Genomic DNA, 23,641 nt, shown 5'->3' on the forward strand with positions numbered 1-23,641 from the left:
ACCCTGCCATGCTGCGTGCTTTGCTTTTGGCGTTGTCTCTGCTCCTGATCTCTCATGGCGCCCAGGCAGCCACGTGCACCATCGATATCAGCGACCTCAACTTTGGCGCGATCGATACGCTGTCTGGGATGGGAGCACAGTCCACGGCCCAGGTGGCTATAGATTGCGATCAGGTGTCGGCGGACGCCACACAGGTGACGATCTGCGCCAATCTGGGTGCGGGCAGCGGCGGCGCCCAGGCCGGATTGCGCCAGGTCGGCTCTGGCAGCAATAGCCTGTCCTACCAGATCTTCACCGACGCGGCGCGCAGCATCCCATGGGGCAGTGTCGACAATGCCGCGCTGGGACCGCCACGCACGATCGTCTTGCCCGTGTCCGACACTGCGGCTTCGGCGACCATCTATCTCTATGGCACGGTGCCCGCCGGGCAGAGCAATGCGGCAGAAGGCAGTTATGTCTCGCTATTCACCGCTGCCGACGCCACTTTCAGCTATGAGGAGGGCAGTGCGCTCGACTGCGGCACCGCTGCCGGCAGCAGCGAGGCCTATGGGACATTCTCGGTGCGGGGAACGGTTGCGGCCAATTGCCTTCTCGAGGCCGAGGACATCAACTTCGGCACGGTTGGGCTCATCGATACAAATGTCGATGCCAGCGGCGACCTCACGATCACCTGCACCCCGGGGACAGGCTATTCGGTGTCACTGGATGGCGGACTGAGCGGGGCAAGCAATCCGGAGCAGCGGCTGATGCTGTCCACTGACGGCGCGGTCACCTATGGCCTCTACGCGGATGCGGCCCGAACCGCCCCATGGGGAGAGCAGAGCGGTACCTTGGTCGATGGTGCAGGCAGCGGCGCCCAGCAGGCACTGCCGATCTATGGTCGCGTACCGGCCCAGGCCGCTCAACCGGGCAATTACGCCGATACGGTGGTTGTCATCATCGCCTATTGAAGTCAGGCTTGGTGGCGTTGCGCCCACCGCGATCACCATCCGAGGTCCCGGACTGGCCGCAACGCATTGAGGTCAAGCGCGTCAGCGCCGATTGGGCCGGCGTACCAGCAGGTGACGCCTTGCCTTCGCGGATCCATCGAAGGCGCTCTCAGCGCCCGTGCCGATGGGGCACGCCATCCTGGCCGATTGTGGGAATGTCTGAGCGGCACAGGCCGATATCACGCAGAGTTCGATCGCTGAGACCATAGAGTTCCTGGTGGGTTTTGCGGATGCGGCGCTTCTCGCGCCAGGTGTCGAGAATGTTGATCATCTCTTGGCTCCGTTGGGATGCCCGGTTTCTAAGGTCTTTCCGGGACTGCTGCCCCACCCGTTCGAGCGGGCTTTTGCAGATTTATTGCTGGTGCGGAGCCGCACAAAAATGCCGCCCTGCAGGACTGCGGGCGGCAAGTGTTTGGAAGTCGGACACCGGCCTGACGGCTTCGGCGGCCTACCGTTAGCGAAGTCCTAACGCTGCGGCCCCACCCATTTGTGTGGGTAGGGAGTCGACCAACTACCCGGCGCGAGGCGGGAAACCAGTGTGGTCAAGGCCGACATCGCGATGAGTATCCCAACAAAGGCCGATGCCAGCAAAAGTGCGCCGAGATAGCCAAAAACATCCTGGCCAACAACCACTAGTCAGATCAGGCAATAGGCGTCCAATGGCAGGTCGTGATCAGTCCTGGGCATGATTTCGTCTCCACAGTACAGTTGATCGGCTCAAAGATCATGGATGCCGCAGTGCCGTCTCCACCCAAACGCGTGGTCATTTGAACCGTCCGGGGTTTGCGAGAATGCAGGCGCCCGGTTTACTTGGCCGCAAGCAACGCAAAAAAGACGGATTTCGAAATTATCTCGATTTTCCCATCTGTCGCGGTTGTGCCAAATAGTGGCGCGGTCCCACCACAATCCAGATGCGAGAGGCCGGTTCAAAACTGAGATGCGGGCGGCGATCTGATGAGTGCCACGATACTCTGTGTCGAAGACGAGGCAGACCTTCGCAGTGATATCTGCGAGGAATTGGTCGCTGCTGGATATATCGTTGAAGAGGCCAGCAACGGACGGGAAGCACTCGATCTGTTGCGCGAGCGTCGCTTTGATCTTGTGCTATGCGACGTCACCATGCCGCAGATGTCAGGTCTCGAACTGTTGCGGCGGGTACGGCAAGAGCCCAGTCTTGGCGACCTGCCATTCGTTTTTCTGACGGCACTGGCGGGGCGGCAGGACATCATCGCGGGCAAGGCAGCCGGGGTCGATGACTATCTGACCAAGCCGATTGACTTCGACCTGATGCTGATCACCATCGCCGCGCGACTTGATCAGGTTGCCCGCATAAGAGGAACCCGGCCGCATGCCGACGCCGCCGATGGACTGGGCCTGCGGGCCGCCCTTATGGGCGCCGACGAGGCGCTCAATCGCATCTCGGTGGGCATTTTCCTGCTCGACAGCGATCGCAAGGTGCTGTTCCGCAACCGGCGCGCCGACGCCTTGCTGGACGAGCATGACGGCATCAGCCTTTCCCGCGACTCCCTGTTGCGGGCAGAAAAACCGCAACAGACCCAGGCCCTCCGCGACATCATCGATGGCGCCATGGAACGCCTGGCCATCAGCAACCGCCAGGGGAGCGAAGCCGTCGCCCTTGAACGCCAGAGCGGCAAGCGGCCGCTGATTGCTGTCGCCTGCCCGCTGGGCAAGGGGCCGGCAGCCCCGGGCGAGCCGGTGGTGGGACTGTTTGTCACCGACCCGCAATGGCGGTCCAGCGACGCCGCGCAGGCGGTTGCGCAACTATATGGACTATCGCCGGCTGAGACTCGCCTGGCTCTGGCGCTGGTGCGCGGCCTCCGGCTGGACGAGATTGCCGTAGAGTTCGGGCTATCGCGCAACACGGTGAGCTATACGCTCAAGAACCTGTTCCGCAAAACCGAGACCGATCGCCAGGCCGATCTCATTAGCCTGTTCATCTCCAATCCGGTGGGCCTGGGGGCCAGCTGAGGGGGCGCTCAGGCGGCCCTGCGGGCAACGCGGCCCCGAACTGGCTTGTGTGCCCGCCCTCCCGCCCGACGGTCGACGGAGCCGGTGGACTGGCTTCGGTCTGAATGCGGGATCTGCCGCCACGATGGCGGCAATGCCAGCGTCAATGCTGCGGAAGATACTGGAGAGCTCGGGATAGGCGGACACGTCAAAGTCGGACATCTGGGGTAACCGGTGCATTGTGGGTCCTCATCTGGGTTGGGCGCCCAATGCCACAGGGCGGGGCCATAAGGATTGCTGCGCGCCACTTGTCTCGACCGGATACCCCCGGCGAGGTGGCAAGGCTGCAATCGAGATATGCGCCTGGGCTGAAAGGCGAGGCGCCGAACCAGGTGGTACCCGGCGCCCTGCTGTGCCCAAGCGGATCGGCTTCAGGCCGGTGGAATGTTCTGGTTGCGGCGGAACAGGTTGGTTGGGTCATAACGGCGCTTGATTTCCCGCAGCCGCTGCCAGGTGGCCCCGGCATAGGAGCGTGAGATCATCTCCGTGCCCTGTTCGGCCAGAAAGTTGACATAGCTGCCACGCCGGGCGCCGCCGAGGGCCGCCACGCAAGCTTCCGCCCATGCATCGTGCCGATCCAGCGTTTCGACGCTGCCATCCATGGCGAGGAACGCCACGAGCATGGCGGCGTCCCGATGCGCATAGGCCGTTGCTTCGGCGGGCACGCGCGCTGCCGCGCCGCCAAGCACCCGGACCTGGGCCATGCGCATCGGCGCGTCGCAGCGCTCGAGCTGACTCAGGATGTTGGCGGCATCTTCGCGATCGAAATCGTCCTTGAACAGTGCCCGCACCGAAAGCGTCGGCTTCATGGCCGGGTCTTCGGGAAGGTACATCATGCTGTATGGGCCGGGGCGGACAAGATCGGCGATGGGCGCGGCCAGCGCCCGGAACGGCGCCAGCGCGCGCTGCGCTTCTTCGTGCGCACCGGCATAGGCCATCATGCCGATCAGCACGGTCTGGCCGACGATCTGGGGCGGCAGAAACGGCAAGGGCGGGGCGGGCATGGCCAGCAGAATAGTGCTCAGTTCGTCTGGCGCGGCCTTGGCGGCGGCGACGAAACCGGCCAACGCTTCCGGCGTTGCCGACAGCACCAGCGGCCCGCCGGTAAATTCAGGCAGGGGATTGAGGCGATAGCAAAAGCGCGTCACCACGCCGAAATTGCCGCCGCCGCCTCTTATCGCCCAGAAGAGGTCCGGGCTGTGGCTTTCATCGGCCACCAGGATGCTGCCCGCAGCCGTGACAATCTCGGCGGCGATCAGCGCGTCCAGGGTGAGGCCGAATTTGCGCGTCAGATAGCCGACGCCCCCGCCCAGCGTAATGCCGCCGATACCGACGCTGGCGGAATCGCCGAACCCGACAGCCACGCCATGCGGATCGAGGGCCCGCGTCACGTGGCCGGCGGTCAGTCCGCTGTCCGCCCAGACGGTCATGTTCTGCAGGTCGATATCGAGGGCGTTCAGGTCGCGCAGGTCGATGACAACGCCCTCCGGGCTGGCGCTGTGGCCGCACACCGAATGGCCACCGCTGCGCACCGCCAGCTCGAGCTGGTGATGGCGGGCAAAATCGACCACGTCGGCCACGTCTCGCGCGCTGGCGACCCGAGCGACAAACAGGGGACGGTGATCCCAGTTGCTGTGGGCGATGCCGCGCAACTGCTCGTAATCGACGGCATCCGCAGTAACAATCCGGCCTTCCATGCGTGCGGCAAGTTTTTCGATGGCCATGTTGACAAAGGGCGTAATCATGGGTGCATTGACCCTTGCGTGTACGTTCATGTGTTCTGCTCCGTTTGGCGCCTGAGGCGCTGTATGAGCGGCCAAATAGATGAACGTGAATGCCTTATCCCCACCCGTTTGCAGGGGATGCTTGGCTGATCCGCAATTTGTCTGGATCCAAATTGCGGCAGGGCGGGGTGGCGGCGCGTATAGTTGCGCCATCGGAGCGATTCTTCGTGCATACTGTCGCAAGGCGGCGTAATTGTTGTCTCTGTTCCCAAAATTGGATGAGGCATTGGACATGTATTTGAACAACTCGATGTCCGGGCAGATCTGGCGCGCGGGCGGGCAGTTCGTTGCGGCCTTGGCGGCGATCGTCATGTTTGCCGCGCCGGCCCTCGGGCAGACGCTGGAGCCGCTCCCGGCGCCCGCCGGTCCTGTCATCCTGACGGTCGCCGGCACCATCGCGGTGACCAATGGTGACACTGGCGCGGCGTTTGATCGCGACATGCTCTATGCGCTGGGCATTTCCGAGCTCACGACGACGACGCCCTGGACGGACGGCCCCCGGGTATTTTCCGGCGTGCTGGCGCGCGCCGTATTGGCGCGTGTGGGGGCAGAGGGCGCGACTGTCCTGGCCTTCGCACTCAACGATTATACGGTTGAAATCCCCATGGAGGATTTCGAGAAATATGATGTGCTCCTCGCCACCGAAATGGACGGCGAAGAAATGCGGGTCAGCGACAAGGGGCCGATCTGGATCGTCTATCCGCGCGATAGCGACCCGGCACTGCAGGACCGGCGCATGCATGACCGCTGGGTCTGGCAGCTCAAGGCTTTGCAGGTGCAATGAGAATACGGCCGTGGATGTCGCGGCCGTTCATGGCCGCTGCGCTGGCGCTGACGATTTTGTTCGTCATCCTGCTGGCGGCGGTCATCCGGCTTGCCGTCAACGAAAATCGCCTGGCCGGTGAGCCGGCCGAGGGCGTCGTCTGGTTTTCCAGCCAGGCGCAATTTGAAGCCATGCGCCTGGCCGACGCCGTGCTGCTGTTCGAGATGGGGCGGGTGGTGCGCGACGAGGTCATTCTGCGCTTCGATCTGCTCGACAGCCGTGTCCGCCTGTTTGAAGAGGGCCAGATGACCGCGCGGGTCATTGACATGGGCTACCAGGGCCAGATTGCGGGCGTGCGCGCCATTCTGGACGAGCAGCGGCAACAACTGGCAGGTCTTGATCGCGCAAGCGCCGATGCCCTCGACGTGCTGCATGACAATGCCCATGCAATTTCTTTGACCATGCGCGACTTTGCCAATGCCGGCATGCTGGACGGTCGCGACCGGCAGGATGCCTCGCGCGCCAGTCGCCGCCAGATATTGCTCGAAATCCTGGGCTATCTGCTGGCGACCCTGGCGGCGGGTGTGCTGGTCACCGTCATTGTGGTGCGCAACTACCGGACCACGGCCCGGGCGGAGGCCGCATTGGCGCAGGAGCGCGAGGTTTCGCGCCTGCATCGCGCCTTTGCATCGGTCGTATCGCATCAGTTCCGCACACCGCTATCGATTATCGACGCCAGTTCGCAGCGCATGCTGCGCCGCGCCACAGCAATGACCACCGACGAAATCGTCACCAGAGTGAGCAAGATCCGCAATGCCTGCCAGCGCTTGACCAGGTTGATGGAGAGCACGCTCAACGCCGCGCGTCTCGAGCAGGGCGAGATCGCCTTTCATGCGCGCCCCTGCGACCTGCACCATTTGATTGCATCGGCTTGCGACAACCAGCCCGAGCAGGATCAGGGCCGCATCGTCTGCGCCCTCGACAAGCTCCCGCAACGGGTCATCGCCGACAGCACCCTGTTGGAGCACGCCATTCAGAACCTGCTGTCGAACGCCCTGAAATATTCCCCGCCCAGCAGCCAGGTCATGGTCGGCGGCGCCCAGTATGGCAATGATGTCTGTATCAGCGTGGCCGATAGCGGCGTCGGCATTCCGGCTGACGAGGTCAGGTTCATCAGTGAACGCTTCTTCCGCGCCCGCACCGCCGAGGGCATTCCGGGAACGGGGATTGGTCTCAATTTCGTGTCCCAGATCATGGCCCTGCACGGGGGACGGATCGATGTGGACAGCCTTGAGGGCAAGGGATCAACCTTTACCCTGGTCTTTCCTTGCAGGATGCCAGCAAAGCTCGCCGCCGCGCCTGCCGAGCCCGCCGGTTGATGATCGCAAGACCCTCTGGCGCACTGGCTCTTGCCGACCGCAATGATTTCCCCCTGGTCCCATCGCCTCCCAGCCGGCCGCAACCGCCTACCGCCGACAACAGGCGCCGACCGGATCCTCAGGCAGACCGCTCGTCAGGCAACAATCCAGCATGAGCTCACCCTTAGGAAAGCAAGAGTTTAAGTGATATCAATGGGTTGGGATGGTGCTGCCGGACAGGATTGAACTGTCGGCCTCCCCCTTACCAAGGGGGTGCTCTACCACTGAGCTACGGCAGCAATTGTGACGCGGCTGGTATGCTCGGCGTGACGGAGGCTCTACTGCCATAGGGTCTGGCTCGACGCAAGGCAAAAAAACGCCTATCACCGCCTTCCACCAACCCCGAATCCCGCGCCCCATGAGTAAAACCCAAGAAGCCGACGCCCGTGAGCAAAGATTGGCCGCAAAGCTCCGCGAGAACCTCAAGCGCCGCAAGGGTCAGGTCAAGGCGCGTTCCGATTCCGAACGCCAGGCGCCCGATCCCCAGCCTGCAGACGAAACGGCCCCGGTAAAGCAGCCGTAAACCATTTTCGGACGACTATCCTTCCCGGCATGCTATGCACGCCAAAACATCGAGTTCGGCGAGTCTGGCTTACGTGGCATCTAGGACTTGGCCTACCTCCATCCCCAGGTAGCTAGGGCACCAGCCCGCCATATAGGACGACAAGACTATGGACCGCATCCGTTTGATCGGTGGCAATGAACTCAATGGCGACATCGCCATTTCCGGCGCCAAGAACGCCGCATTGCCGCTGATGATTGCTTCGCTGCTGACCGACGAACCGCTGATCCTGCAGAACGTGCCGCGTCTGGCCGACGTCAAGCAGCTCGAGCGCATTCTCGAGAACCACGGCGTCGACATTGCCGTGCATGGCCGCCGCCGCGGCGAGGACGACATGGTCGGCCAGCGCATGACCTTCCATGCCGCCGACATTGTCGACACCACCGCGCCCTATGACCTGGTCTCCAAGATGCGCGCCAGCTTCTGGGTCATCGGGCCGCTGCTGGCCCGCTGCCACGAGGCCCGCGTCTCGCTGCCCGGCGGCTGCGCCATCGGCACCCGCCCGGTCGATCTCTTTCTCTTCGGCCTCAAGGCGCTCGGCGCCGAGATCGATATCGACGAGGGCTATGTCGTCGCCAAGGCGCCCAAAGGTGGCCTTGTCGGCACCACCATCACCTTTCCCAAGGTCTCCGTCGGCGCCACCCACACCATCCTCATGGCCGCCACTCTGGCCCGCGGCACCACGGTTATCGAAAATGCCGCCCAGGAACCCGAAATCACCAATGTCGCCGAATGTTTGGTCGCCATGGGCGCCCGCATCTCGGGCATCGGCACCCGTACGCTGACCATCGAGGGCGTCGAGCGCCTGCATGGCGCCACGGTGGACGTGATTCCCGACCGCATCGAGACCGGCACCTTTGCCATCGCCACGGCCATGACCGGCGGCAATGTGCTGCTGCGCGGCGCCCGGCCCGAGCATCTGCAGGCGGCGCTCGATATCCTGGCCCGCACCGGTGCCCAACTCACCGTCGAGCCCGAGGGCCTGCGCGTGCAGCGCCATGATGGCCCCATCCTTCCTGTCGACGTGGAGACCGATCCGTTCCCCGGCTTCCCCACCGATCTGCAGGCCCAGTTCATGGCGCTGATGACCATGAGCTCGGGCACCAGCCATATCCGCGAGACGATTTTCGAGAACCGCTACATGCATGTGGCCGAGCTGGTCCGCTTCGGCGCCGATATCGCGGTGGACGGCCAGGTCGCCACCATTCGCGGCAAGGCCCAGCTCAAGGGGGCCCAGGTCATGGCCACCGATCTGCGCGCCTCGGTGTCGCTGGTCATTGCGGGCCTCGCCGCCAGGGGCGAAACCATCGTCAACCGCATCTATCATCTCGATCGCGGCTTTGAGGGGCTGGAAGACAAGCTCAGCCGCTGCGGCGCACAGATCGAGCGCGTCGCCGGCTGATCCGGTGGCAGCAGGGCGCCTCGGCGCCCTGCTGCCGCATTCCGTCTGTCCGGCCCGCCTTATGCGCCTGCCGCATTGCCCCGGCGCCGTCAAACTTGTAGATCGGTGGCGGGGTGACCAGATAGGGTCGATCCAACCAAAGGCCGACCCTTGATGACCGACCTGAAGCTGCTTGCGCTCGACACCGAAGATCTCGAAGTACTTTCCGCCCATGTGCAGGATGCCGTCGTGCGCGTTGCCGACATGGGCTATGCCAGGGGCGACCGTCGCTTTGCCCTGCTGATGAACCGCTTCGACTGGACCTCCGGTAAGGGCCGGCGCGACAAGGGCGTGCGCAAGCGCGCCGCGCTGCATTTTGACGCGGTGCAGTCCGTCGTCACCAGCGGCTATGATCCGGCCGCGCCTGAAGGCGTGCTGGAACTGCTGGCCATCACCTTCACGCCCATCGACGGGCCGGCCGGCATCATCGAACTCAGCTTTGCCGGCGGTGGCACCGTGCGCCTGGGCGTTGAATGCCTCGAAGCCCGCCTCAGCGATCTCGGTGCCGCCTGGGCCGCTGCGGCCAAGCCTGCCCACTCTCTCGACTAAGGACTTTTGATGCCCATTCGTCTCGACAGCGCCGACAGTGATTTCGAACAGCGCTTCGTGCAGTTGCTGGAGGGCAAGCGCGAATCCAGCCGGGACGTCAATGACGCCGTTGCCGCCATCATCGCCGATGTACGCGCGCGCGGCGACGTCGCGGTGGTCGAGCTGACCAACAGGTTCGACCATGCCGGCGTGGCGCTGGATACCCTGGTCGTCTCGGCCGATGAAATTGCCGCCGCTGCCGCCGGGGTCTCCGACAGGATCCGCGGCGCGCTGCAGACCGCCCATGACCGCATCTGGTCGCACCACGCGAAGCAGAAGCCGGAAGACCATATCTATACCGACGATCTCGGCGTCACCCTGGGCACCCGCTGGACCCCGGTCGATGCCGTCGGCATCTATGTGCCGGGGGGCCTCGCCTCCTATCCCTCATCGGTGCTGATGAATGCCGTGCCTGCCAGGGTCGCCGGAGTCGGGCGCATTGCCATGGTCGTGCCCACGCCCAATGGCCAGATCAATCCGGCCATCCTCCTGGCCGCCCAGATCGCCGGCGTCACCGAGATCTACCGCATTGGCGGCGCCCAGGCCGTTGCGGCTCTCGCCTATGGTACTGCCGCCATTGCCAAGGTCGACAAGGTCGTCGGGCCGGGCAATGCCTATGTCGCCACCGCCAAGCGCCAGGTCTTTGGCCAGGTCGGCATCGATATGATCGCCGGCCCTTCCGAAGTGCTGGTCATTGCCGATGGTTCGGCCAACCCGGCCTGGGTTGCCGCCGATCTCATCGCCCAGGCCGAACACGGGGCAGGGGCCCAGTCCATCCTGGTCACCACCGAAAAGGGCCTGGCCGACGCCGTCGCCGCCGAGGTCGATCGCCAGCTGGCGCTCCTGCCCAAGGAAGAGATTGCCCGCCAGGGCTGGGACGAGTTCGGCGCCATCATCACCGTCACCTCGCTCGACGAAGCCGCCACCCTGGCCAACCGCATCGCGTCGGAACATGTGGAGCTGGCCATCAACGACCCACAGGGTTTTTCGGCCTCCATCCGGCATGCCGGCGCCATCTTTCTGGGCCACCACACGCCCGAAGCCATTGGCGACTATGTCGGCGGCTCCAACCATGTGCTGCCCACCGCCCGCTCGGCCCGCTTCGCCTCCGGCCTCGGCGTGCTCGATTTCATGAAGCGCACCTCCATCCTGGGCTGCGATCCGTCCGCGCTGTCGGCGCTGTCCGAGGCCGCGGTGATTCTGGCCGAGGTCGAATCACTCGACGGGCACGGCCGTTCCATTTCCATAAGGTTGAACCGTTGAGCACAGGGACGCAGCCCGGCCCCAGTCCTGCCAAAACCGGTCCGGCCAAGACTGATCCGGTAAAGACCGATCGCCTGGTCACCGTCACGCTCGATCCCAATACCATTACCTCGATCAATCCCGACGAGGTCCACGAATGGCGCATCGCCATTTACGACCTGCTCGAGGACAACAGTTTCCGCCCGGCCCGCGTCACCGCCACGGGCCCCTTTGCCCTGCACATATCCATCGTCGGCAACTCCATCGTGCTTGACGTGCGCAATCCCGATACCTTCCAGCCCATCGCCGCCCATTACCTCTCGCTGACCCCGTTCCGCCGGCTGATCCGCGACTATTTCCGCATCCGCGACGCCTATTACGAGGCCATCCGCGCCGCCCAGCCCTTCCAGATCGAGACCGTCGACATGGCCCGGCGCGGCCTGCACAACGACGCTGCCGAGCTGCTGCGCACCCGCCTCGACAACAAGCTGATCATCGATCTCAACACCGCCAGGCGCCTGTTCACGCTGATCTGCGCCGTCCAGCCCTATGCCAGCCGCATCGACGAGAGCACCTCCAAGCTCCCAACCGTGCTGTTTGTCTGCTCGATGAATGCCGTGCGCTCGCCCATCGCGGCGGCCCTGGCGCGCAAGGCCTTTCCCGGTCGGCTGATCGCCCGCTCGGTCGGGGTCACCGGCGGCAAGGTCGATCAGTTCGTCCACCAGGTCATGGAGGAGGTGGGCATTGATATGAGCGTGCACACCCCCCATATCTTGGACGAGTTGGTCGCCAACCATTTTGACCTCGTCATCTGCCTCTCCGACGATGCCGCTGAAGCCGTTGCCCGCAAGGGCCTTGAGGCCGGCGCCGTCGAACGGTGGGAGGTCGCTGACCCCTCCTTGGTCGAGGGCAATCGTGAGGTTGTCCTGAGCGCCTATCGCGCCCTGCGGGACACACTTTCACGCCGCGTTCGCGAGCGCTTGGAGCCTCTGGTTTCCGGTGGTTCACAAAGCCAATGAATTGAAGTAGGTTCCGCGCACTTTTCGACCCCTGGCGCGCCAATCCGAGCTGCGCGGGGTCTTATCTGGAGACAGTATGGCAAAGGAAGAAGTGCTCGAATTTCCGGGCGTGGTTGTGGAATTGCTTCCCAACGCGACTTTTCGGGTCAAGTTGGAAAACGAACATGAGATCATCGCCCACACGGCCGGCCGCATGCGCAAGAATCGCATCCGTGTCCTGGCCGGTGACAAGGTGTTGTGCGAAATGACGCCCTATGACCTGACCAAGGGCCGCATCACCTACCGCTTCAAGTAGTTTGGCGCGTTCCGCCCGGCGGGCGGCAGGGCGATCCCATGGATCGTTCTGAGCGACCAACGCCCGCCGCTCAGGCATGGGCCGCAGCAGATCAACGGAGCTCGATCCACCATGGCCAGTCGCCCCGATCTGATCCTGGCTTCCGCGTCGCCGCGGCGGTTGGCGCTGCTCAATCAGATCGGCATCGAACCCGAGCACCTGGTGCCCGCCGATGTCGACGAAACCCCCGAACGCGGGGAACTGCCGCGCAAGCTGGCCCAGCGCCTCGCTGACCTCAAGGCCCTCACCGCCCAGCACAAGGCCCGTTCGGCCGGCTTTGGCGCCGAGGCCCTGGTGCTCGGCGCCGACACCGTCGTCGCTGTCGGTCGCCGCATCCTGCCCAAGGCCGAAACCATGGCCGAGGCCAGCGAGTGCCTGGCTTTGCTCTCCGGCCGGGCCCATCGCGTCTATACCGGCCTCACCGTCCTCACGCCCTCCGGCGCCCGTCGGCAGCGCGTCGTCGAAACCCGCATCCGCTTCAAGCGCCTCTCCACCCGCGAAATGGAAGCCTATCTGGCCAGCGCCGAATGGCGCGGCAAGGCCGGCGGCTATGCCATCCAGGGCATTGCCGGCGCCTTCGTCGTCAAGCTCTCCGGCTCCTATTCCGCCGTGGTCGGCCTGCCTTTGATGGAAACCGCCCAGCTGCTGGCCGGCGAGGGCTATCCGGTCCATTTCAACTGGCTCAACCAGTCCACCCTGTCGGGCGTCTGATGGCCGAACCCGTCGCGCCCCGCCGCAAGTGCCCCATTTGCAGCAAGCCCGCTGTGGAGGCCTTCAGGCCGTTCTGCTCCAAGCGCTGCGCCGATGTCGACCTCAACCGCTGGCTCACCGGCAGCTACGTCATCCCCGCCCGCGATGACGAGCCGCTCCCCGATACCGGCGGCGCCGATTACAGCGACGACGAAGACAACAATATCTGAGCCTGGATCTGGCCTCGGTGTGGCGTGTAGGTGCCCGGACGCGGCTGATCACCCTGGACCGCGCGGCGCAAGGACCGCTTTGCCCCGGTCCGTGGCTGGGATCCGTCAGCCTCGAGCAGGGCGCCGTCGCGGCGACCAACGCCTGCAATCCCGCCGCTCTGCCGTCCTCGATCAATCAGGTTCTCCACAAGCCCTTTTCCCGCTTGCACGGTAAAAACCCTTCCCCTATAAGGCCCATGGCTTTGAGCCGGGCGGACCTTCCGCCCCATTGCCCGGGTAGCTCAGTTGGTAGAGCAGCGGATTGAAAATCCGCGTGTCACTGGTTCGATTCCGGTCCCGGGCACCACCGCTTCCCTAGAAGCGTATAAAAATCAATGATTTCATAGAGATGCTGTTCCTTCCGGTACACAATGCGGTACACACGGAGAACACATGGGGCTCGTCTTGAAATACGTTGTAAGAACGCCAGCGGGTGCTTTTCAGTACCGCCGCAGGGTGCCCAAAGAGGTCGCCACTGTCATCCTCAAGCGCGAGTTTAAGCAACTGCTGGGGGATACCGAGCGGTCAGCTTTAGCAGCCTGGCCACGATGCAATGCACGGGTCGAGCGGGAGATTGCAGACGCCATACTTGGCCTTACTCGTGCGGGCGGTTCCGGCATCAAGACTGAGCGGGAGGACTATCTGGAGGCGTTGAAGCGCGTGGCCGCATTAGAAGCCGCTGTCACGTCCGCCGATGCACTTGAGGCTGCTGCGGACGGCATGATGGATCGTTATCGGCTTGATCCAGAGACCGGCGATCCAGTTGGCGCTGCGCCGGTTGATAGGCACACCATAAACCTCTTGCGGAACGGGACGGGGAACTACCCGGCACCAGAAGTCACCCTCGAAGACGCCAAGCGTCTCTACATTGCTGAAAAGTCGAAGGAGGCCGGGTGGGGCGACGATACCCGCGCGAGCGGGCGTGTTAACCGGGTCATCGGCATGGTTGCGGAGGCTCTTGGACGCAACCCGGTTGTAGCGGGGCTGACGAGGGATGATGCCCGCAAGGTTCGAGACCACATGCTGACGCGTCTCAAGGTCAACGGCGAAAAGATAGCGGCAGCATCCGTTGCCAGAGAGCTAAACGACATTAAGGCAGTGGTCTCTTTCGCCAAAAAAGAGATGGGATTGCTAGGGACGTTTCAGAACCCATTCAACGATCTGTCGGTGGGCAATGGCGATCAGTTTATGTCGGATGCAGAGAAACGCCTTCCACTTCCACCTGAAATTCTCAAAGACGTACGCTCCCGAGTAGTCGCGCACTCAAATCCCGAACTGGCCCTTATCTGGCAATTACTCGAAGGTACGGGGTGTCGCCTAGCCGAGATTGCGGGCCTGCGGGTGCAAGACATTGTTCTAGACGGCCCGTTGGGGAGCGCATTCCCGCATGTCAAAGTCATGTGGCACGAGGATCGTCGGGTTAAGACCCGCGCGTCGCTTCGGCACGTTCCCCTTGTGGGCGCGGCTCTGGATGCCGCTCGGGTAGCCTTGAAACTCCCCCGTGAGGCGCACATGGTATTTCCGGCTTATGGCCGACACAGAGGCTCTGACACTGCGTCTGCGTCTTTGATGAAGCATGTTCGACGCGTAACGCAGGACCGAAAACATGTGGTGCATTCTCTCCGCCACAATATGAAAGATAACCTCGACCTTGCCGAAGTCGGAGCGCTCGACCGAAATCTAATTATGGGTTGGTCGCTGGGCGGCGTTGGGGACCGGGTATATGGCGGTGACACTCGGGCACTTCGAGTGACGACGCGGGCGATGAAGCGGGCAATGGGGATACCACTGACCGACGCCGATAAGGGCGGCGCAGATACACATGACTATCGCCAGTAGACCAACCAGAACGGCCCCAAAACAAAATGTACATACCTCCTTGGACAATCGTGGCCGGTCTGGGCTCTATGAGCCGCGAAGAATTATGCCAGCTTCTTCCGCTCTTTGAGGATGCCACGCTGACCAATCTGGCGGCGGACACCACCAAGGATTTAGCCGGGAAACTGCATCGCCGTGGCCAACCTGAGACTGATCGGGCCTTCCAACGGCGAGTTGCAGCGAGTGCGGATAGGTTCGTTGCCAGCGATATTTCAGACAGCGCACTGAGGTTACTGCTTTGGGATTGGCTCAATCGGACCTTCGGTTTCGCGGCATCTATTCCACTGTCTACGCGGACGGCAAACTCTGCTGCTGCTGAACTGGGGCATCAGGCCGCATTGGTGGCAACCAGCATATCAAAGGACGATTGGGCAGCGGTTGACCGGGCAAAACTACCGGCTGCCATTCTGGCCAGACTAAAACACCGGTTTTCCGCCCCCATCGCTGATTTCAGTTCGGTCGTTGTTGCCCAGGCCGAGCTGGTGGCCCAGACGATTGCGGAGGCGGCCGCTGCTGGCGTTCTAGAACCTCGCGTGGAAGCAGAGCTTGCCGCCAAAATTAAAGCCCACCTATCCGCAATGCCCGCCAACCTGCGAGACAAGACTGCTCAAGACGCCTTGGACGGCGGTGATGCGGCCCTCATTAAGCTCATGGCTTCCGGCACTTCGCTTGTTGGGCTCGGCGTTGCCGTTAAAATGGCAGGGTTTAGCGCATACATTCTCGCGGCTCAGGCAGCAGCATTCATCCCCGTCTTGACTGGGCCGATGGTCGTCTCGGGCCTTTTCATTCTGGCCAATCCGCTGTTCATCGGTGCTACTCTGATAGGAGCGGCTTACTTCACCAGTAAGGGCGTGGCCTCAGGCCAGAAGCGGCTCGCTGCAAATCTTGTGATCCAGCTGGCCTTGCGGGGCATCTCAAGCGAGCGGGATGGTCTGGCAGCAGCCTTGAACGCTTTCAAGTCTGTGCGCCCTGGCGATCTGGCTAGCCTCCCCGCATTGCGCGGCAGGAAGATAGCGGAGGAGATTGAAGACATAAGGATAATCGTCGCAAAGCTTGAGACCACCCCAGGAATGCCTACGGGTGCAATTGCCCGGCGGGAGGACAGGGGCGGAAGTGCCCTAGATGCGGTTTTCTTCGGCAAAAGGGATGCTGGTGAAGCGTTCGTAGTCGGCGGCCTTACGCTAGGCGACGTTCTTTATGATGCCGTAGCCATTGATCCAGCTGTCCTTAGAGCGGCCGATTTTTCCCGCGCCAATGACCTTGGCAACATCTTTGATTTTGGCGCATTCGCCCACAGCGCCGGTGAGATGGCAGAGGTAGCGGCGGCGGGTCTCAGCAACAACCTGCGAGGGTACGTTGCCGAGCAGATTGTCGCGACAAAACTGGTGGAGGCGGGTCATGTGGTCAGCTTACCAGAGACCGCAAACAACGCTGGCTTTGACCTTCTAGTGGATGGGCATCCATTCCAGGTTAAATGCCTTGCCAACCTTTCCGGGCTCAGGGAGCATTTCTCAAAGTATCCTGACCTGCCCGTGTACGCAAATAGCGAGTTGGCCGCTTCGATTAAGGAGTTGGGACCTGAATGGGGTGGCAAGGTATTCTTCCTTGATGGTTTCGACCGGGAATTGACCGACTTTGTTATGCAGACGGCTCTGGATGCAGGTGCGCAACTCCATGATTTTGACGTTCCGTTTTTCGCCGTCGCCGTGTCCTCCGCTCGAAATGCCATCAACTGGTGGCAGGGAAAAACACCACTGTCCGACCTGCCTTTCTCGGTAGCTCTGGATGGCACAATTTCGGGAAGCTTGGCTACGGTAGGCGGCCTTTCCGGTCAGATGCTCGGAATGGTGGTTTTTGGGCCAGCGGGCGCATTGGTTTTTGGAGGCGTGGGAGGGGCCGGTGCCGTGCTTGCCAAAGGCTGGACGCGGGAGCAGGCGACCAAGGCGCTGTCATCAGAATGGCTAGGAGAGCTAAGGGGGGCGGTGGAAAGTTTCCGCGAAAGCCTCTCGCTGGCGACCTTTGCCAAGATCGCAATGTGGAAACAGAAGGTTGCGCTGTCGGGTGAGGCAGACGGAGAAGAAGCCGAGTGGTTCGTCGCCAAAATGTCCGATGAGCTTCTGGCGTTGGCGGAACATGCCGCGTCACTTGGCCGTGTCATGGTTTCTGGCCGCGAGATTGAAGCAGCACATTCGTGTCTCCGAATAATGAAGGAAGCTGCGGTCCATCCTCTGTCGGTGCAGGTCGAACTCGACAGGTTGCTGGACACGATGGCCCGGCGTCCAAACCTGACAACGCTGGCGGGACGCGGCATTCGTGTTCTCACCAGCATCATTCCCAAGACGCCGAAAGCCCCGCGAAAATCGGGATAGAGGAGGCCCCAAGAGGGTATCTCTCGGGGCCGTGGAGGGGAGTAAGTAGGTTGCGGCAGCCTTTATGCTGCTTGACTAAAAGAAGCGCCCACGGCCTTCCACATCTGCTCACCAGCAAGCTCATCGGCCCGCTCGTTGCGCTCATTTCCGGTGTGGCCTTTGACCCATAGCCAATGAACGGTCTTTTCCTCGGCTGCTTTGATAATGCGTTCCCATAGGTCTCGGTTCTCGACGGGCTTTCGGTCGCTCTTGCGCCACCCACGCTCAATCCATCCGGGGAGCCATTCGGTCATTCCTTTGACGATGATTTCGAGATCGGGACGGACAATGATGGGCTGTGGCTCACCAGGCTTAATAAGCTCCAGCGCTTCCGCCACGGCGGTCATTTCCATTTTGATGTTTGAGACAGTGTTGGGGTTGAACCCCTTGCGTTCGACACGCTTGAGTTCGGTGTCGCCGTCCATGCGGCAGATGACTGCCCCCCAGCCACCGGGGCCGGGGTTCTTATGTGCTGCGCCATCGGTGAACATGGAGATATGCAACCCCGCATGTGCGGTGCTGATTGCGTCGTCTAGAATAGTCATTGGGTTCCTTGGTGAGTGGGACCGCCAACTTCGCTTATGGGCCTCGCTATGGGCTCTTTTGGGTTCATATAGGTTATCAATGCGAGGTCCGAACGGTCAGCCAACGGTGGGCGTGGGGTGTTCGATATGATGAGGTAGGGTGCCCTAGATCGACGGAAGACCGACGAAGGTCCGAACCAATAGGGCTATGACTTGAGGGCGACAGGAATGGGCACCCCGGCAATGCGGAGCGCTTCCCGTTCCATGATCCCCTGGGCGATACCGACCACGGAGATAGGGACTAGGACGGCGTCATGGATGGGCAAGGCGACGATGCCCTGTCCAAGGCAGGCCAGCATGACCGCAACCAGAATGTTGCTTTCCATGCGAGACAGCAGATAGCCGGAGATACGGTCCGGCGTGAGAAAGTGAGCAATGGCGGGGTGCCGCAATACAAGCTCCTTGCGGAACCGGCTTACGGGCCATGTTCGGGGCAACAATGGGGTGATCTCGTCATTCCAGCGTTTGGTGCCCCATAGCAGGGCACTGAAACCCCGCTTCACTCCATCTCTGCATGCGTTTCCTGCCTCTGCCTCAAGTGCGGGAAAGGCGTAGAGGTCGCCCCCAGCCGGTGGAACTGCGCCAGCCATCGCGTAGGCCAGCCGGGGAAACACCTGCCCATAGTCAAGTTCGGCCAAGGGCTCCCCGCCGATGCGTAGGTTTGCCCGCAAGTGCTTCTCCATGTTCTGCCAGCAGCCGCCGTACAGTCTCCCGCCATAGTCGAGACAGGGAATGTCAACGGCGATTGGGTGGGAGAAATGCCGAACCAGATAGCGGTCCCCTACGTCCACCGGCGTGTTGCCGACATAGGTGATGTTGGCCTCAGCGAGGCCTGCATTAATGGCATCAACCTGCTCCCTGACTAGCTGCGCCTCTGCCGTGTCGGGAACCGGGATATAGGTCCGAGTTTTGTCCTTATGTTTTCGGGAAAGGCGAAGCCGATCGAAGGCATTTCTTCGGCCAATGTCTCCACCGGACACACCCGCTGCCAAGACCTTCATGCGGAACGCAGCCGTAGGCGCTATGGTGGTCGCCTGACGGGCGTGGCTAGGCTTTTGGAGGGTCAGTAGGCCGATTGCTGAAAGCCCCTCCACTGTCTCACGGAGGCCTTTGCCGAACCCCGCCTGAGGGGCCTCTGCTTGTACCCCCCGTGGGTGCCCCATGGGAAGAATTAGGCTGACGCCATCTCCCGGTGGAAACAGGGTGAAGTGAGCAAAATTGGCGATGATAATGTGGACGGCATTGACCGATCCCGAGAGGTCAGCGGGTTTCCGCCGTCTCTGGCGCACTCCCTCCCTTTCCTCGTGAGCTAACAAGTCGATCATAGCGGCAGCGGCAAGGTCCAACAGTGCGGCACCTTGGGGGACGAGTTCGAGGCGGAACTTGCGGTCCCGCTCCCGCTCAATTGTCATCGGCTCTGTAGAGGGCTTCCGCTATTTCGCGGGGATTGGTGACTGGATCTGAAATTTGCATTGATATTCCTATGGACAGGTTGGAGACGAGTGGGATGCGGCGGCGCGGCAGCTGGGGGGCACTGAATGCCCCCTTTGGGTGAGTTGAATGGGCTCCGTGAGTGTTTTGGGGGGCTGCCTTGGCTTATGCAGCAGGGGATCGTTGAAACAGATAGACGCGCATTGAAGCGGGTCGGTCAGACGTTGAATGGGTACACGCGACGGTCCACCAATTGGACGAGTGGCGTGCGGTGGGATTTCGGCCTTCTTGTCATCGCAGCACATGCTGCTACCGGTAGGCGCACTTGACCGGCTCCCCGCCTCACGGCAGGAATTTCATTTTCACAATGTCAAAGAGCCGACCCCCTCGGCGTTGGCCGAAGGCGTCTTGCGGCGCGAGCCGCGAAGGGTTGGGAAGGATGCTGAGAGGGGCGCATAAGGTGGCCTACGTGCCCGTGCAGGGCGCATGGGTGGCCCTTGGGCAGTCTCAGCTTGAGTGGACGGGGAGCGTATTGCGGCGCCCGGCTGTCATCGTGGTTGTCGGGGTCACGGCCCCATATGGCTTTCACGGGGCGCAGTGGACTGCCCGATAGATGCAATATGGAGCCTGCACGGCAGCCCGTCAACCGAAAGCTCTTTCATTTCAGCAGCTTGGAATGGGTGTCCCTAGACGATATATCTACAACCCAGCCAGCCCCACCAAGGATTTAGCGGCCCCACCTGTGACCCAAACCGGCGCCTTGTGACCAAGGAAAGTGCAGTAATAGCGGCAACCGTGCTGTTTGGCATAGGTCCCGCCTCTTCCATAGAGGGGCACATAATCACCAACCACCGGCAGGCCGGCATCCGGGCAGCTGGTCAGCCAGCATTCTCCAGGACATGAAGCACGTCCTCTAGTCCGCTCGGCTTCATATGCATGTAACGCATGGTGGTGTTGATCGAGCTATGCCCCATCCACTCCATGACGCGTTTCACATCCACCCCGCCAAGCACCAAGCGGGTGCAGCAGGTGTGCCGTAAGGTGTGCGGGTTCACGTCCTCGTAGTTCAGGACCCCCTTCATCTGTCGCCAACGCTCGACCATGGTACTTCTATGGAGCCCCGAAAAGGGTCCCAAGCTGCCCGGCATGAGCTTGCGGCGGACGGTTAGGATTGCGCGTGACCGCTTGGTGAGTGGCACAGTGCGCGGCTTGCCGGTCTTGGTTAGCCAGAACGTGATGGAGGAGAAGTGCGGACCGAAGGCATCCCAGCGGACCGGGCGCATCTCCGACCAACACCGCGCTCCAGTGTCGATCAACAGGACAGTGAGGTCGTGCATGTCCTCATGGCCAGCCGCGCTCCAGTAGTTGAGCAGGACCCGCTCTTCGGTCGTGTCGAGAAAACGGTACTTGGTCTTATCCTCCCGGTTCCAGCGAATGGCTGGCATTTTCGAGATGGCTCCAGCCTCGTAGGCAACCTTGAGCATCTTGGAGAGAGCAGCCACCTTGCGATTGACCGTCGCAGAGGACAGTCCGGTCTCGGCTAGGTCGATCTTGAGTTCGGCAATGTCCGCCGCTGTGATCTCAGCGAGGCGCTTGTGTCGCCCGTAATGCTCCACGATGGTCTTTGCGTTGATGCCCGCTGTCTTGGCAGACTTGAGGGTTGCCCAATCGGTGCGCCATACGTGGTCGAAACAGTTACCTAGCAGGGACAGATCACGGGCGCCGCTATGGCGTGTAAGGTTGCGCGTTGGGGGCAACGGGCTGCCCCTCTCTACCGCCCACCGGGCCCCGTCCTCCCACTCCATGGCCTCCTCCTCAGTCCCGAAAGTGGGCCGGAGGCGAGAGCCGTCAGCATCCCGCACGTCCGCCTGCCAGCGCTTTCCACGCAACCGCACCATGGTACTCTGCTCCGTCCCAATAATGGGATACGGGAAATGTTGATGCGATAAATGCGGTTGCGACAACCAAATATAACGTCACCATATGGCGACAATTCCCAAATAACGTCACCATAAAGTGATGGCTTGTTGATTTTCCACCCTGAACATCGGGGTTTTTAGTCATAATAATTGTCGCCATGTCGTGATGATTATCGAATGTATGGTGACGATTATTCATCAACGGCTTTAGAGGGGTAGCCCTTGACCGAAACACATAGACCGTAAGGGCTGCCTCACGGCTCCCAACATGCCCTAGCGGTGCTGCTGAGGTGTCTACAAAAGGCCCCGGATGACTGCGACCACTCCGCCAATCCCCATGCAAACGATCGAGGTCCATTGGATAATGCCGAGCAGGCCTTCCATCATGGGGTGGCGCCTTCCTCGTGAACCCGCTTTGCCAGCCGTGCCAGCGTGGAGCGGGAGCATTTCGTGGCCGCAACAATCGTGTTCCAGCTTTGACCTGCCCGCAGCATTGCCATGATGGCAGCATTCCGCTCCCCGTCCTCGGGTCGCCCTCGGTACTTGCCATCGGCCTTGGCCGTGACGATGCCCTGAGCCTGCCGCCGTCGCCTGTCGTCATAGTCCTTGCGGGCGATGGCGGTCAGCATGTCGAGGAGCATCCCGTTGATTGCTTCTGCCATGCGCAAGGTGAAATCATCGGCATCGGGCGCAGCCATGCCCCAGGACGTGGGCAGATCAAGCGCCACTACTCGCAGCTGTCGCTGACGTATCTCCGTCTTGAGCTTATCCCAATCGGCCGCATTGAGGCGGCTCAGGCGGTCCACTTGCTCAATCAGCAGAATGTCGCCCGGCTCGCTGTCCTGTAGGAGGCGGAACAGTTCCGGCCTCGCCAGAGATGCACCGCTCTCGTTCTCCATGTACCAACCAGCCACCCGAAGCTTTCGCTCCTTTGCGAAGGCAACTAGGTCAGCCTTGGCCCGGCTGGCATCCTGCTCTTTGGTGGAAGCGCGAAGGTAGGCCCGTACCAGCATCCGATTTCCCGATCAGTTCGTTTTGACTGGTCTGGTATTAATTGGTACGTTTTGGGTAGTCAATGAGATTTATCGAACCATGTTTCCCGTGGTTCGCTTGAGGCATACCCTAATGGTGGGACTGCGGGAGGTTCAGCCCCGTAACCCCACCTTCCCGGTCCACCAGCGCAATTTGTATGCCTGACGCTTTGAGCCGGGGGCGTTCCCGCCAGTCGGCAGCAATGCGGCGGAAGGTTGGTGTGTCCGGCACTGCCGCCACCAGAATGTCCGCAGGGTCAGCCCGAAAGAGCAAGGCTTGGCCGATTGCGGTGGTCAGCAGGGGATACTCGGGGCTACCCGGCTTCCTAACCAGGGGCCCCTTCTTGCACTCCGCGATGACGCGCCCGTTGCCGATCATGGCCTCAACGTCGCCAATGCCCGAGCGTGAGTGAATACGCATGGAGGCGCCGCCACGGCCATATTGCGCTGCCCAATCATTGCGCCCCGTCGCGCTGCCCGCCACCGGCTCCCAGTCGTGTGCGCAGAGGTAGCCCCTTATGTCGAAGACCTCCGCACCACCGACGACCACCGATGCACCGTCAATCGCCACGTCCACTTGCCCATGGAAGCCGGGCTGTTCGGCAAGGAACTCGGCAAGACGGATTGCGACCTCCGCCTCGGGCATCCTATCTGCGGGGCCGTTCCAACCGTACTTCATTGGTCACTCATGGTGTTGTGGCGGGGCACAGGGGGGTTGCGCGGTTCTTCGACTGTCGAGTTCGACCCCTGACATTTTTGGGTCATTTTTAGGCGACCCGCCTCCCGAGACGATAGCGTAGGGTGGCTGTTGTGTGGGGTCGGACCTTCGTCCGTCCTCGGTCGATCTAGGGCACCATGAGCGCCTGTTCAGGGAGGCAGTGGCTCTCCATAACGGGCATACCTAAGTGCCCCATTAATCCCTCTACATAACCTATATGTAACCCGGGGGGAGGTCCTAGTGCGCAACCTAATTGAATAAGGCCTCTCCTCCATGGAGGTATGCCGTCTATAGAACCAGGCGCGGACCTGTGTCACCAAGACGCCTGAGCGCAAATGGACAGCGGCTGGCATTGGGCTGGGGTTTGGCGTTGCCCTGGCGCCCACCTGCCACCGAGTAATGCCAACAAAAAATCCATGCCGCAAAGCACTGCCACCCCTTACGGGCACCTGCTGATGGCCCGGCGGGCCGTCCATAAAAGCATGCTCTGTGGGCACCAGGAGCGAACTACCGAAGTCCGAATACAATCGGGCATTTGAAGTCTG

The 23,641-nt window shown here is 61.9% G+C and carries 22 protein-coding genes and 2 tRNA genes; 15 read left to right on the forward strand and 9 right to left on the reverse strand.

What is annotated here, in order from left to right:
• Window positions 1-8: 8 nt before the first annotated feature.
• On the forward strand, window positions 9-950 hold the full coding sequence (locus AC4NN3_RS00215) for a Csu type fimbrial protein (protein WP_491925131.1): 942 nt from the start codon (window positions 9-11) through the stop codon (window positions 948-950).
• 148 nt (window positions 951-1,098) lie between these two features.
• Here the strand turns inward: AC4NN3_RS00215 and AC4NN3_RS00220 are convergent, their stop codons facing one another.
• Window positions 1,099-1,260 (reverse strand): DUF1127 domain-containing protein, encoded by a 162-nt coding sequence (locus AC4NN3_RS00220; protein ID WP_491925132.1) that lies wholly within the window; start codon window positions 1,258-1,260, stop codon window positions 1,099-1,101.
• Between the two features lie 683 nt (window positions 1,261-1,943).
• Between AC4NN3_RS00220 and AC4NN3_RS00225 the strand changes: the two genes are divergently transcribed.
• Window positions 1,944-2,978 (forward strand): response regulator, encoded by a 1,035-nt coding sequence (locus AC4NN3_RS00225; protein WP_491925133.1) that lies wholly within the window; start codon window positions 1,944-1,946, stop codon window positions 2,976-2,978.
• Window positions 2,979-3,388: 410 nt separating this feature from the next.
• Here the strand turns inward: AC4NN3_RS00225 and AC4NN3_RS00230 are convergent, their stop codons facing one another.
• Complete coding sequence (locus AC4NN3_RS00230) at window positions 3,389-5,113, reverse strand: FAD-binding oxidoreductase (protein ID WP_491925134.1); 1,725 nt, start codon at window positions 5,111-5,113, stop codon at window positions 3,389-3,391.
• Here AC4NN3_RS00230 and AC4NN3_RS00235 point away from each other — a divergent pair.
• A complete protein-coding gene (locus tag AC4NN3_RS00235; RefSeq protein WP_491925135.1) occupies window positions 5,112-5,585 on the forward strand; it encodes a putative pterin-binding protein in 474 nt (157 codons plus the stop codon). The two genes, AC4NN3_RS00230 and AC4NN3_RS00235, sit on opposite strands and share 2 nt — an antisense overlap.
• Before the next feature lie 14 nt (window positions 5,586-5,599).
• Entirely contained in the window at window positions 5,600-6,943 is a 1,344-nt protein-coding gene (locus AC4NN3_RS00240) for a sensor histidine kinase (RefSeq protein ID WP_491925136.1), read from the forward strand.
• Between the two features lie 203 nt (window positions 6,944-7,146).
• Here AC4NN3_RS00240 and AC4NN3_RS00245 read toward each other — a convergent pair.
• A tRNA-Thr gene (locus tag AC4NN3_RS00245) sits at window positions 7,147-7,221 on the reverse strand.
• Between the two features lie 158 nt (window positions 7,222-7,379).
• On the opposite strand from AC4NN3_RS00245, the gene AC4NN3_RS00250 reads away from it, so the two are divergent.
• From AC4NN3_RS00250 to AC4NN3_RS00300, 11 genes are all read left to right on the forward strand, one after another.
• Complete coding sequence (locus tag AC4NN3_RS00250; protein WP_491925137.1) at window positions 7,380-7,505, forward strand: hypothetical protein; 126 nt, start codon at window positions 7,380-7,382, stop codon at window positions 7,503-7,505.
• 148 nt (window positions 7,506-7,653) lie between these two features.
• Window positions 7,654-8,946: a UDP-N-acetylglucosamine 1-carboxyvinyltransferase gene (gene murA, locus AC4NN3_RS00255; RefSeq protein ID WP_491925138.1), complete on the forward strand. Its 1,293-nt coding sequence runs from the start codon at window positions 7,654-7,656 to the stop codon at window positions 8,944-8,946.
• Between the two features lie 153 nt (window positions 8,947-9,099).
• Entirely contained in the window at window positions 9,100-9,534 is a 435-nt protein-coding gene (locus tag AC4NN3_RS00260) for a DUF2948 family protein (protein WP_491925139.1), read from the forward strand.
• 9 nt (window positions 9,535-9,543) lie between these two features.
• Window positions 9,544-10,836 carry a histidinol dehydrogenase gene (gene hisD, locus AC4NN3_RS00265; RefSeq protein WP_491925140.1) on the forward strand — a complete coding sequence of 431 codons (1,293 nt, stop codon included), beginning with the start codon at window positions 9,544-9,546 and terminating at the stop codon, window positions 10,834-10,836.
• Window positions 10,833-11,834, forward strand: a complete 1,002-nt coding sequence (locus AC4NN3_RS00270) for a UPF0262 family protein (RefSeq protein WP_491925141.1) — start codon at window positions 10,833-10,835, stop codon at window positions 11,832-11,834. Before hisD ends, AC4NN3_RS00270 begins: the two co-directional genes overlap by 4 nt.
• A 76-nt stretch (window positions 11,835-11,910) precedes the next feature.
• Entirely contained in the window at window positions 11,911-12,129 is a 219-nt protein-coding gene (infA, locus tag AC4NN3_RS00275; protein WP_046138947.1) for a translation initiation factor IF-1, read from the forward strand.
• A 111-nt stretch (window positions 12,130-12,240) separates the two neighbouring features.
• Window positions 12,241-12,879, forward strand: coding sequence for a Maf-like protein (locus AC4NN3_RS00280; RefSeq protein WP_491925142.1), 639 nt, complete (start codon window positions 12,241-12,243; stop codon window positions 12,877-12,879).
• Window positions 12,879-13,088: a DNA gyrase inhibitor YacG gene (yacG, locus tag AC4NN3_RS00285; protein WP_193336891.1), complete on the forward strand. Its 210-nt coding sequence runs from the start codon at window positions 12,879-12,881 to the stop codon at window positions 13,086-13,088. The genes AC4NN3_RS00280 and yacG overlap by 1 nt, the downstream gene beginning before the upstream one ends.
• A 270-nt stretch (window positions 13,089-13,358) precedes the next feature.
• Window positions 13,359-13,434: transfer RNA gene (locus AC4NN3_RS00290), tRNA-Phe, on the forward strand.
• Window positions 13,435-13,532: 98 nt separating this feature from the next.
• A complete protein-coding gene (locus tag AC4NN3_RS00295) occupies window positions 13,533-14,966 on the forward strand; it encodes a site-specific integrase (RefSeq protein WP_491925143.1) in 1,434 nt (477 codons plus the stop codon).
• Between the two features lie 68 nt (window positions 14,967-15,034).
• A complete protein-coding gene (locus tag AC4NN3_RS00300; RefSeq protein ID WP_491925144.1) occupies window positions 15,035-17,374 on the forward strand; it encodes a hypothetical protein in 2,340 nt (779 codons plus the stop codon).
• Window positions 17,375-17,436: 62 nt separating this feature from the next.
• Here AC4NN3_RS00300 and AC4NN3_RS00305 read toward each other — a convergent pair whose 3' ends face one another.
• The 6 genes from AC4NN3_RS00305 to AC4NN3_RS00330 all read right to left on the reverse strand — a co-directional run bounded on the left by AC4NN3_RS00305 (window position 17,437) and on the right by AC4NN3_RS00330 (window position 23,024).
• Window positions 17,437-17,958: a ribonuclease H family protein gene (locus tag AC4NN3_RS00305; RefSeq protein WP_491925145.1), complete on the reverse strand. Its 522-nt coding sequence runs from the start codon at window positions 17,956-17,958 to the stop codon at window positions 17,437-17,439.
• 185 nt (window positions 17,959-18,143) lie between these two features.
• Window positions 18,144-18,998: a hypothetical protein gene (locus tag AC4NN3_RS00310; protein ID WP_491925146.1), complete on the reverse strand. Its 855-nt coding sequence runs from the start codon at window positions 18,996-18,998 to the stop codon at window positions 18,144-18,146.
• 1,308 nt (window positions 18,999-20,306) lie between these two features.
• Window positions 20,307-21,233, reverse strand: coding sequence for a tyrosine-type recombinase/integrase (locus AC4NN3_RS00315; RefSeq protein WP_491925147.1), 927 nt, complete (start codon window positions 21,231-21,233; stop codon window positions 20,307-20,309).
• A 43-nt stretch (window positions 21,234-21,276) separates the two neighbouring features.
• Window positions 21,277-21,546: a hypothetical protein gene (locus AC4NN3_RS00320; protein ID WP_491925148.1), complete on the reverse strand. Its 270-nt coding sequence runs from the start codon at window positions 21,544-21,546 to the stop codon at window positions 21,277-21,279.
• A 184-nt stretch (window positions 21,547-21,730) separates the two neighbouring features.
• A complete protein-coding gene (locus tag AC4NN3_RS00325) occupies window positions 21,731-22,360 on the reverse strand; it encodes a recombinase family protein (RefSeq protein WP_491925149.1) in 630 nt (209 codons plus the stop codon).
• Window positions 22,361-22,469: 109 nt separating this feature from the next.
• On the reverse strand, window positions 22,470-23,024 hold the full coding sequence (locus AC4NN3_RS00330; protein ID WP_491925150.1) for a hypothetical protein: 555 nt from the start codon (window positions 23,022-23,024) through the stop codon (window positions 22,470-22,472).
• Window positions 23,025-23,641 lie beyond the last annotated feature (617 nt).

Source organism: Devosia sp. MDV22-iso42 (genome assembly GCF_058629155.1).

Excerpts from the sequence above, each read along its gene's own strand:
- AC4NN3_RS00215 (WP_491925131.1), top strand. The coding sequence starts at position 9 with ATGCTGCGTGCTTTGCTTTTGGCGTTGTCTCTGCTCCTGATCTCTCAT.
- AC4NN3_RS00220 (WP_491925132.1), bottom strand. The coding sequence starts at position 1,260 with ATGATCAACATTCTCGACACCTGGCGCGAGAAGCGCCGCATCCGCAAA.
- AC4NN3_RS00225 (WP_491925133.1), top strand. The coding sequence starts at position 1,944 with ATGAGTGCCACGATACTCTGTGTCGAAGACGAGGCAGACCTTCGCAGT.
- AC4NN3_RS00235 (WP_491925135.1), top strand. The coding sequence starts at position 5,112 with ATGTTTGCCGCGCCGGCCCTCGGGCAGACGCTGGAGCCGCTCCCGGCG.
- AC4NN3_RS00230 (WP_491925134.1), bottom strand. The coding sequence starts at position 5,113 with ATGACGATCGCCGCCAAGGCCGCAACGAACTGCCCGCCCGCGCGCCAG.
- AC4NN3_RS00240 (WP_491925136.1), top strand. The coding sequence starts at position 5,600 with ATGTCGCGGCCGTTCATGGCCGCTGCGCTGGCGCTGACGATTTTGTTC.
- murA (WP_491925138.1), top strand. The coding sequence starts at position 7,654 with ATGGACCGCATCCGTTTGATCGGTGGCAATGAACTCAATGGCGACATC.
- AC4NN3_RS00260 (WP_491925139.1), top strand. The coding sequence starts at position 9,100 with ATGACCGACCTGAAGCTGCTTGCGCTCGACACCGAAGATCTCGAAGTA.
- hisD (WP_491925140.1), top strand. The coding sequence starts at position 9,544 with ATGCCCATTCGTCTCGACAGCGCCGACAGTGATTTCGAACAGCGCTTC.
- infA (WP_046138947.1), top strand. The coding sequence starts at position 11,911 with ATGGCAAAGGAAGAAGTGCTCGAATTTCCGGGCGTGGTTGTGGAATTG.
- AC4NN3_RS00280 (WP_491925142.1), top strand. The coding sequence starts at position 12,241 with ATGGCCAGTCGCCCCGATCTGATCCTGGCTTCCGCGTCGCCGCGGCGG.
- yacG (WP_193336891.1), top strand. The coding sequence starts at position 12,879 with ATGGCCGAACCCGTCGCGCCCCGCCGCAAGTGCCCCATTTGCAGCAAG.
- AC4NN3_RS00300 (WP_491925144.1), top strand. The coding sequence starts at position 15,035 with ATGAGCCGCGAAGAATTATGCCAGCTTCTTCCGCTCTTTGAGGATGCC.
- AC4NN3_RS00305 (WP_491925145.1), bottom strand. The coding sequence starts at position 17,958 with ATGACTATTCTAGACGACGCAATCAGCACCGCACATGCGGGGTTGCAT.
- AC4NN3_RS00310 (WP_491925146.1), bottom strand. The coding sequence starts at position 18,998 with ATGAAGGTCTTGGCAGCGGGTGTGTCCGGTGGAGACATTGGCCGAAGA.
- AC4NN3_RS00315 (WP_491925147.1), bottom strand. The coding sequence starts at position 21,233 with ATGGAGTGGGAGGACGGGGCCCGGTGGGCGGTAGAGAGGGGCAGCCCG.
- AC4NN3_RS00320 (WP_491925148.1), bottom strand. The coding sequence starts at position 21,546 with ATGAATAATCGTCACCATACATTCGATAATCATCACGACATGGCGACA.
- AC4NN3_RS00325 (WP_491925149.1), bottom strand. The coding sequence starts at position 22,360 with ATGCTGGTACGGGCCTACCTTCGCGCTTCCACCAAAGAGCAGGATGCC.
- AC4NN3_RS00330 (WP_491925150.1), bottom strand. The coding sequence starts at position 23,024 with ATGCCCGAGGCGGAGGTCGCAATCCGTCTTGCCGAGTTCCTTGCCGAA.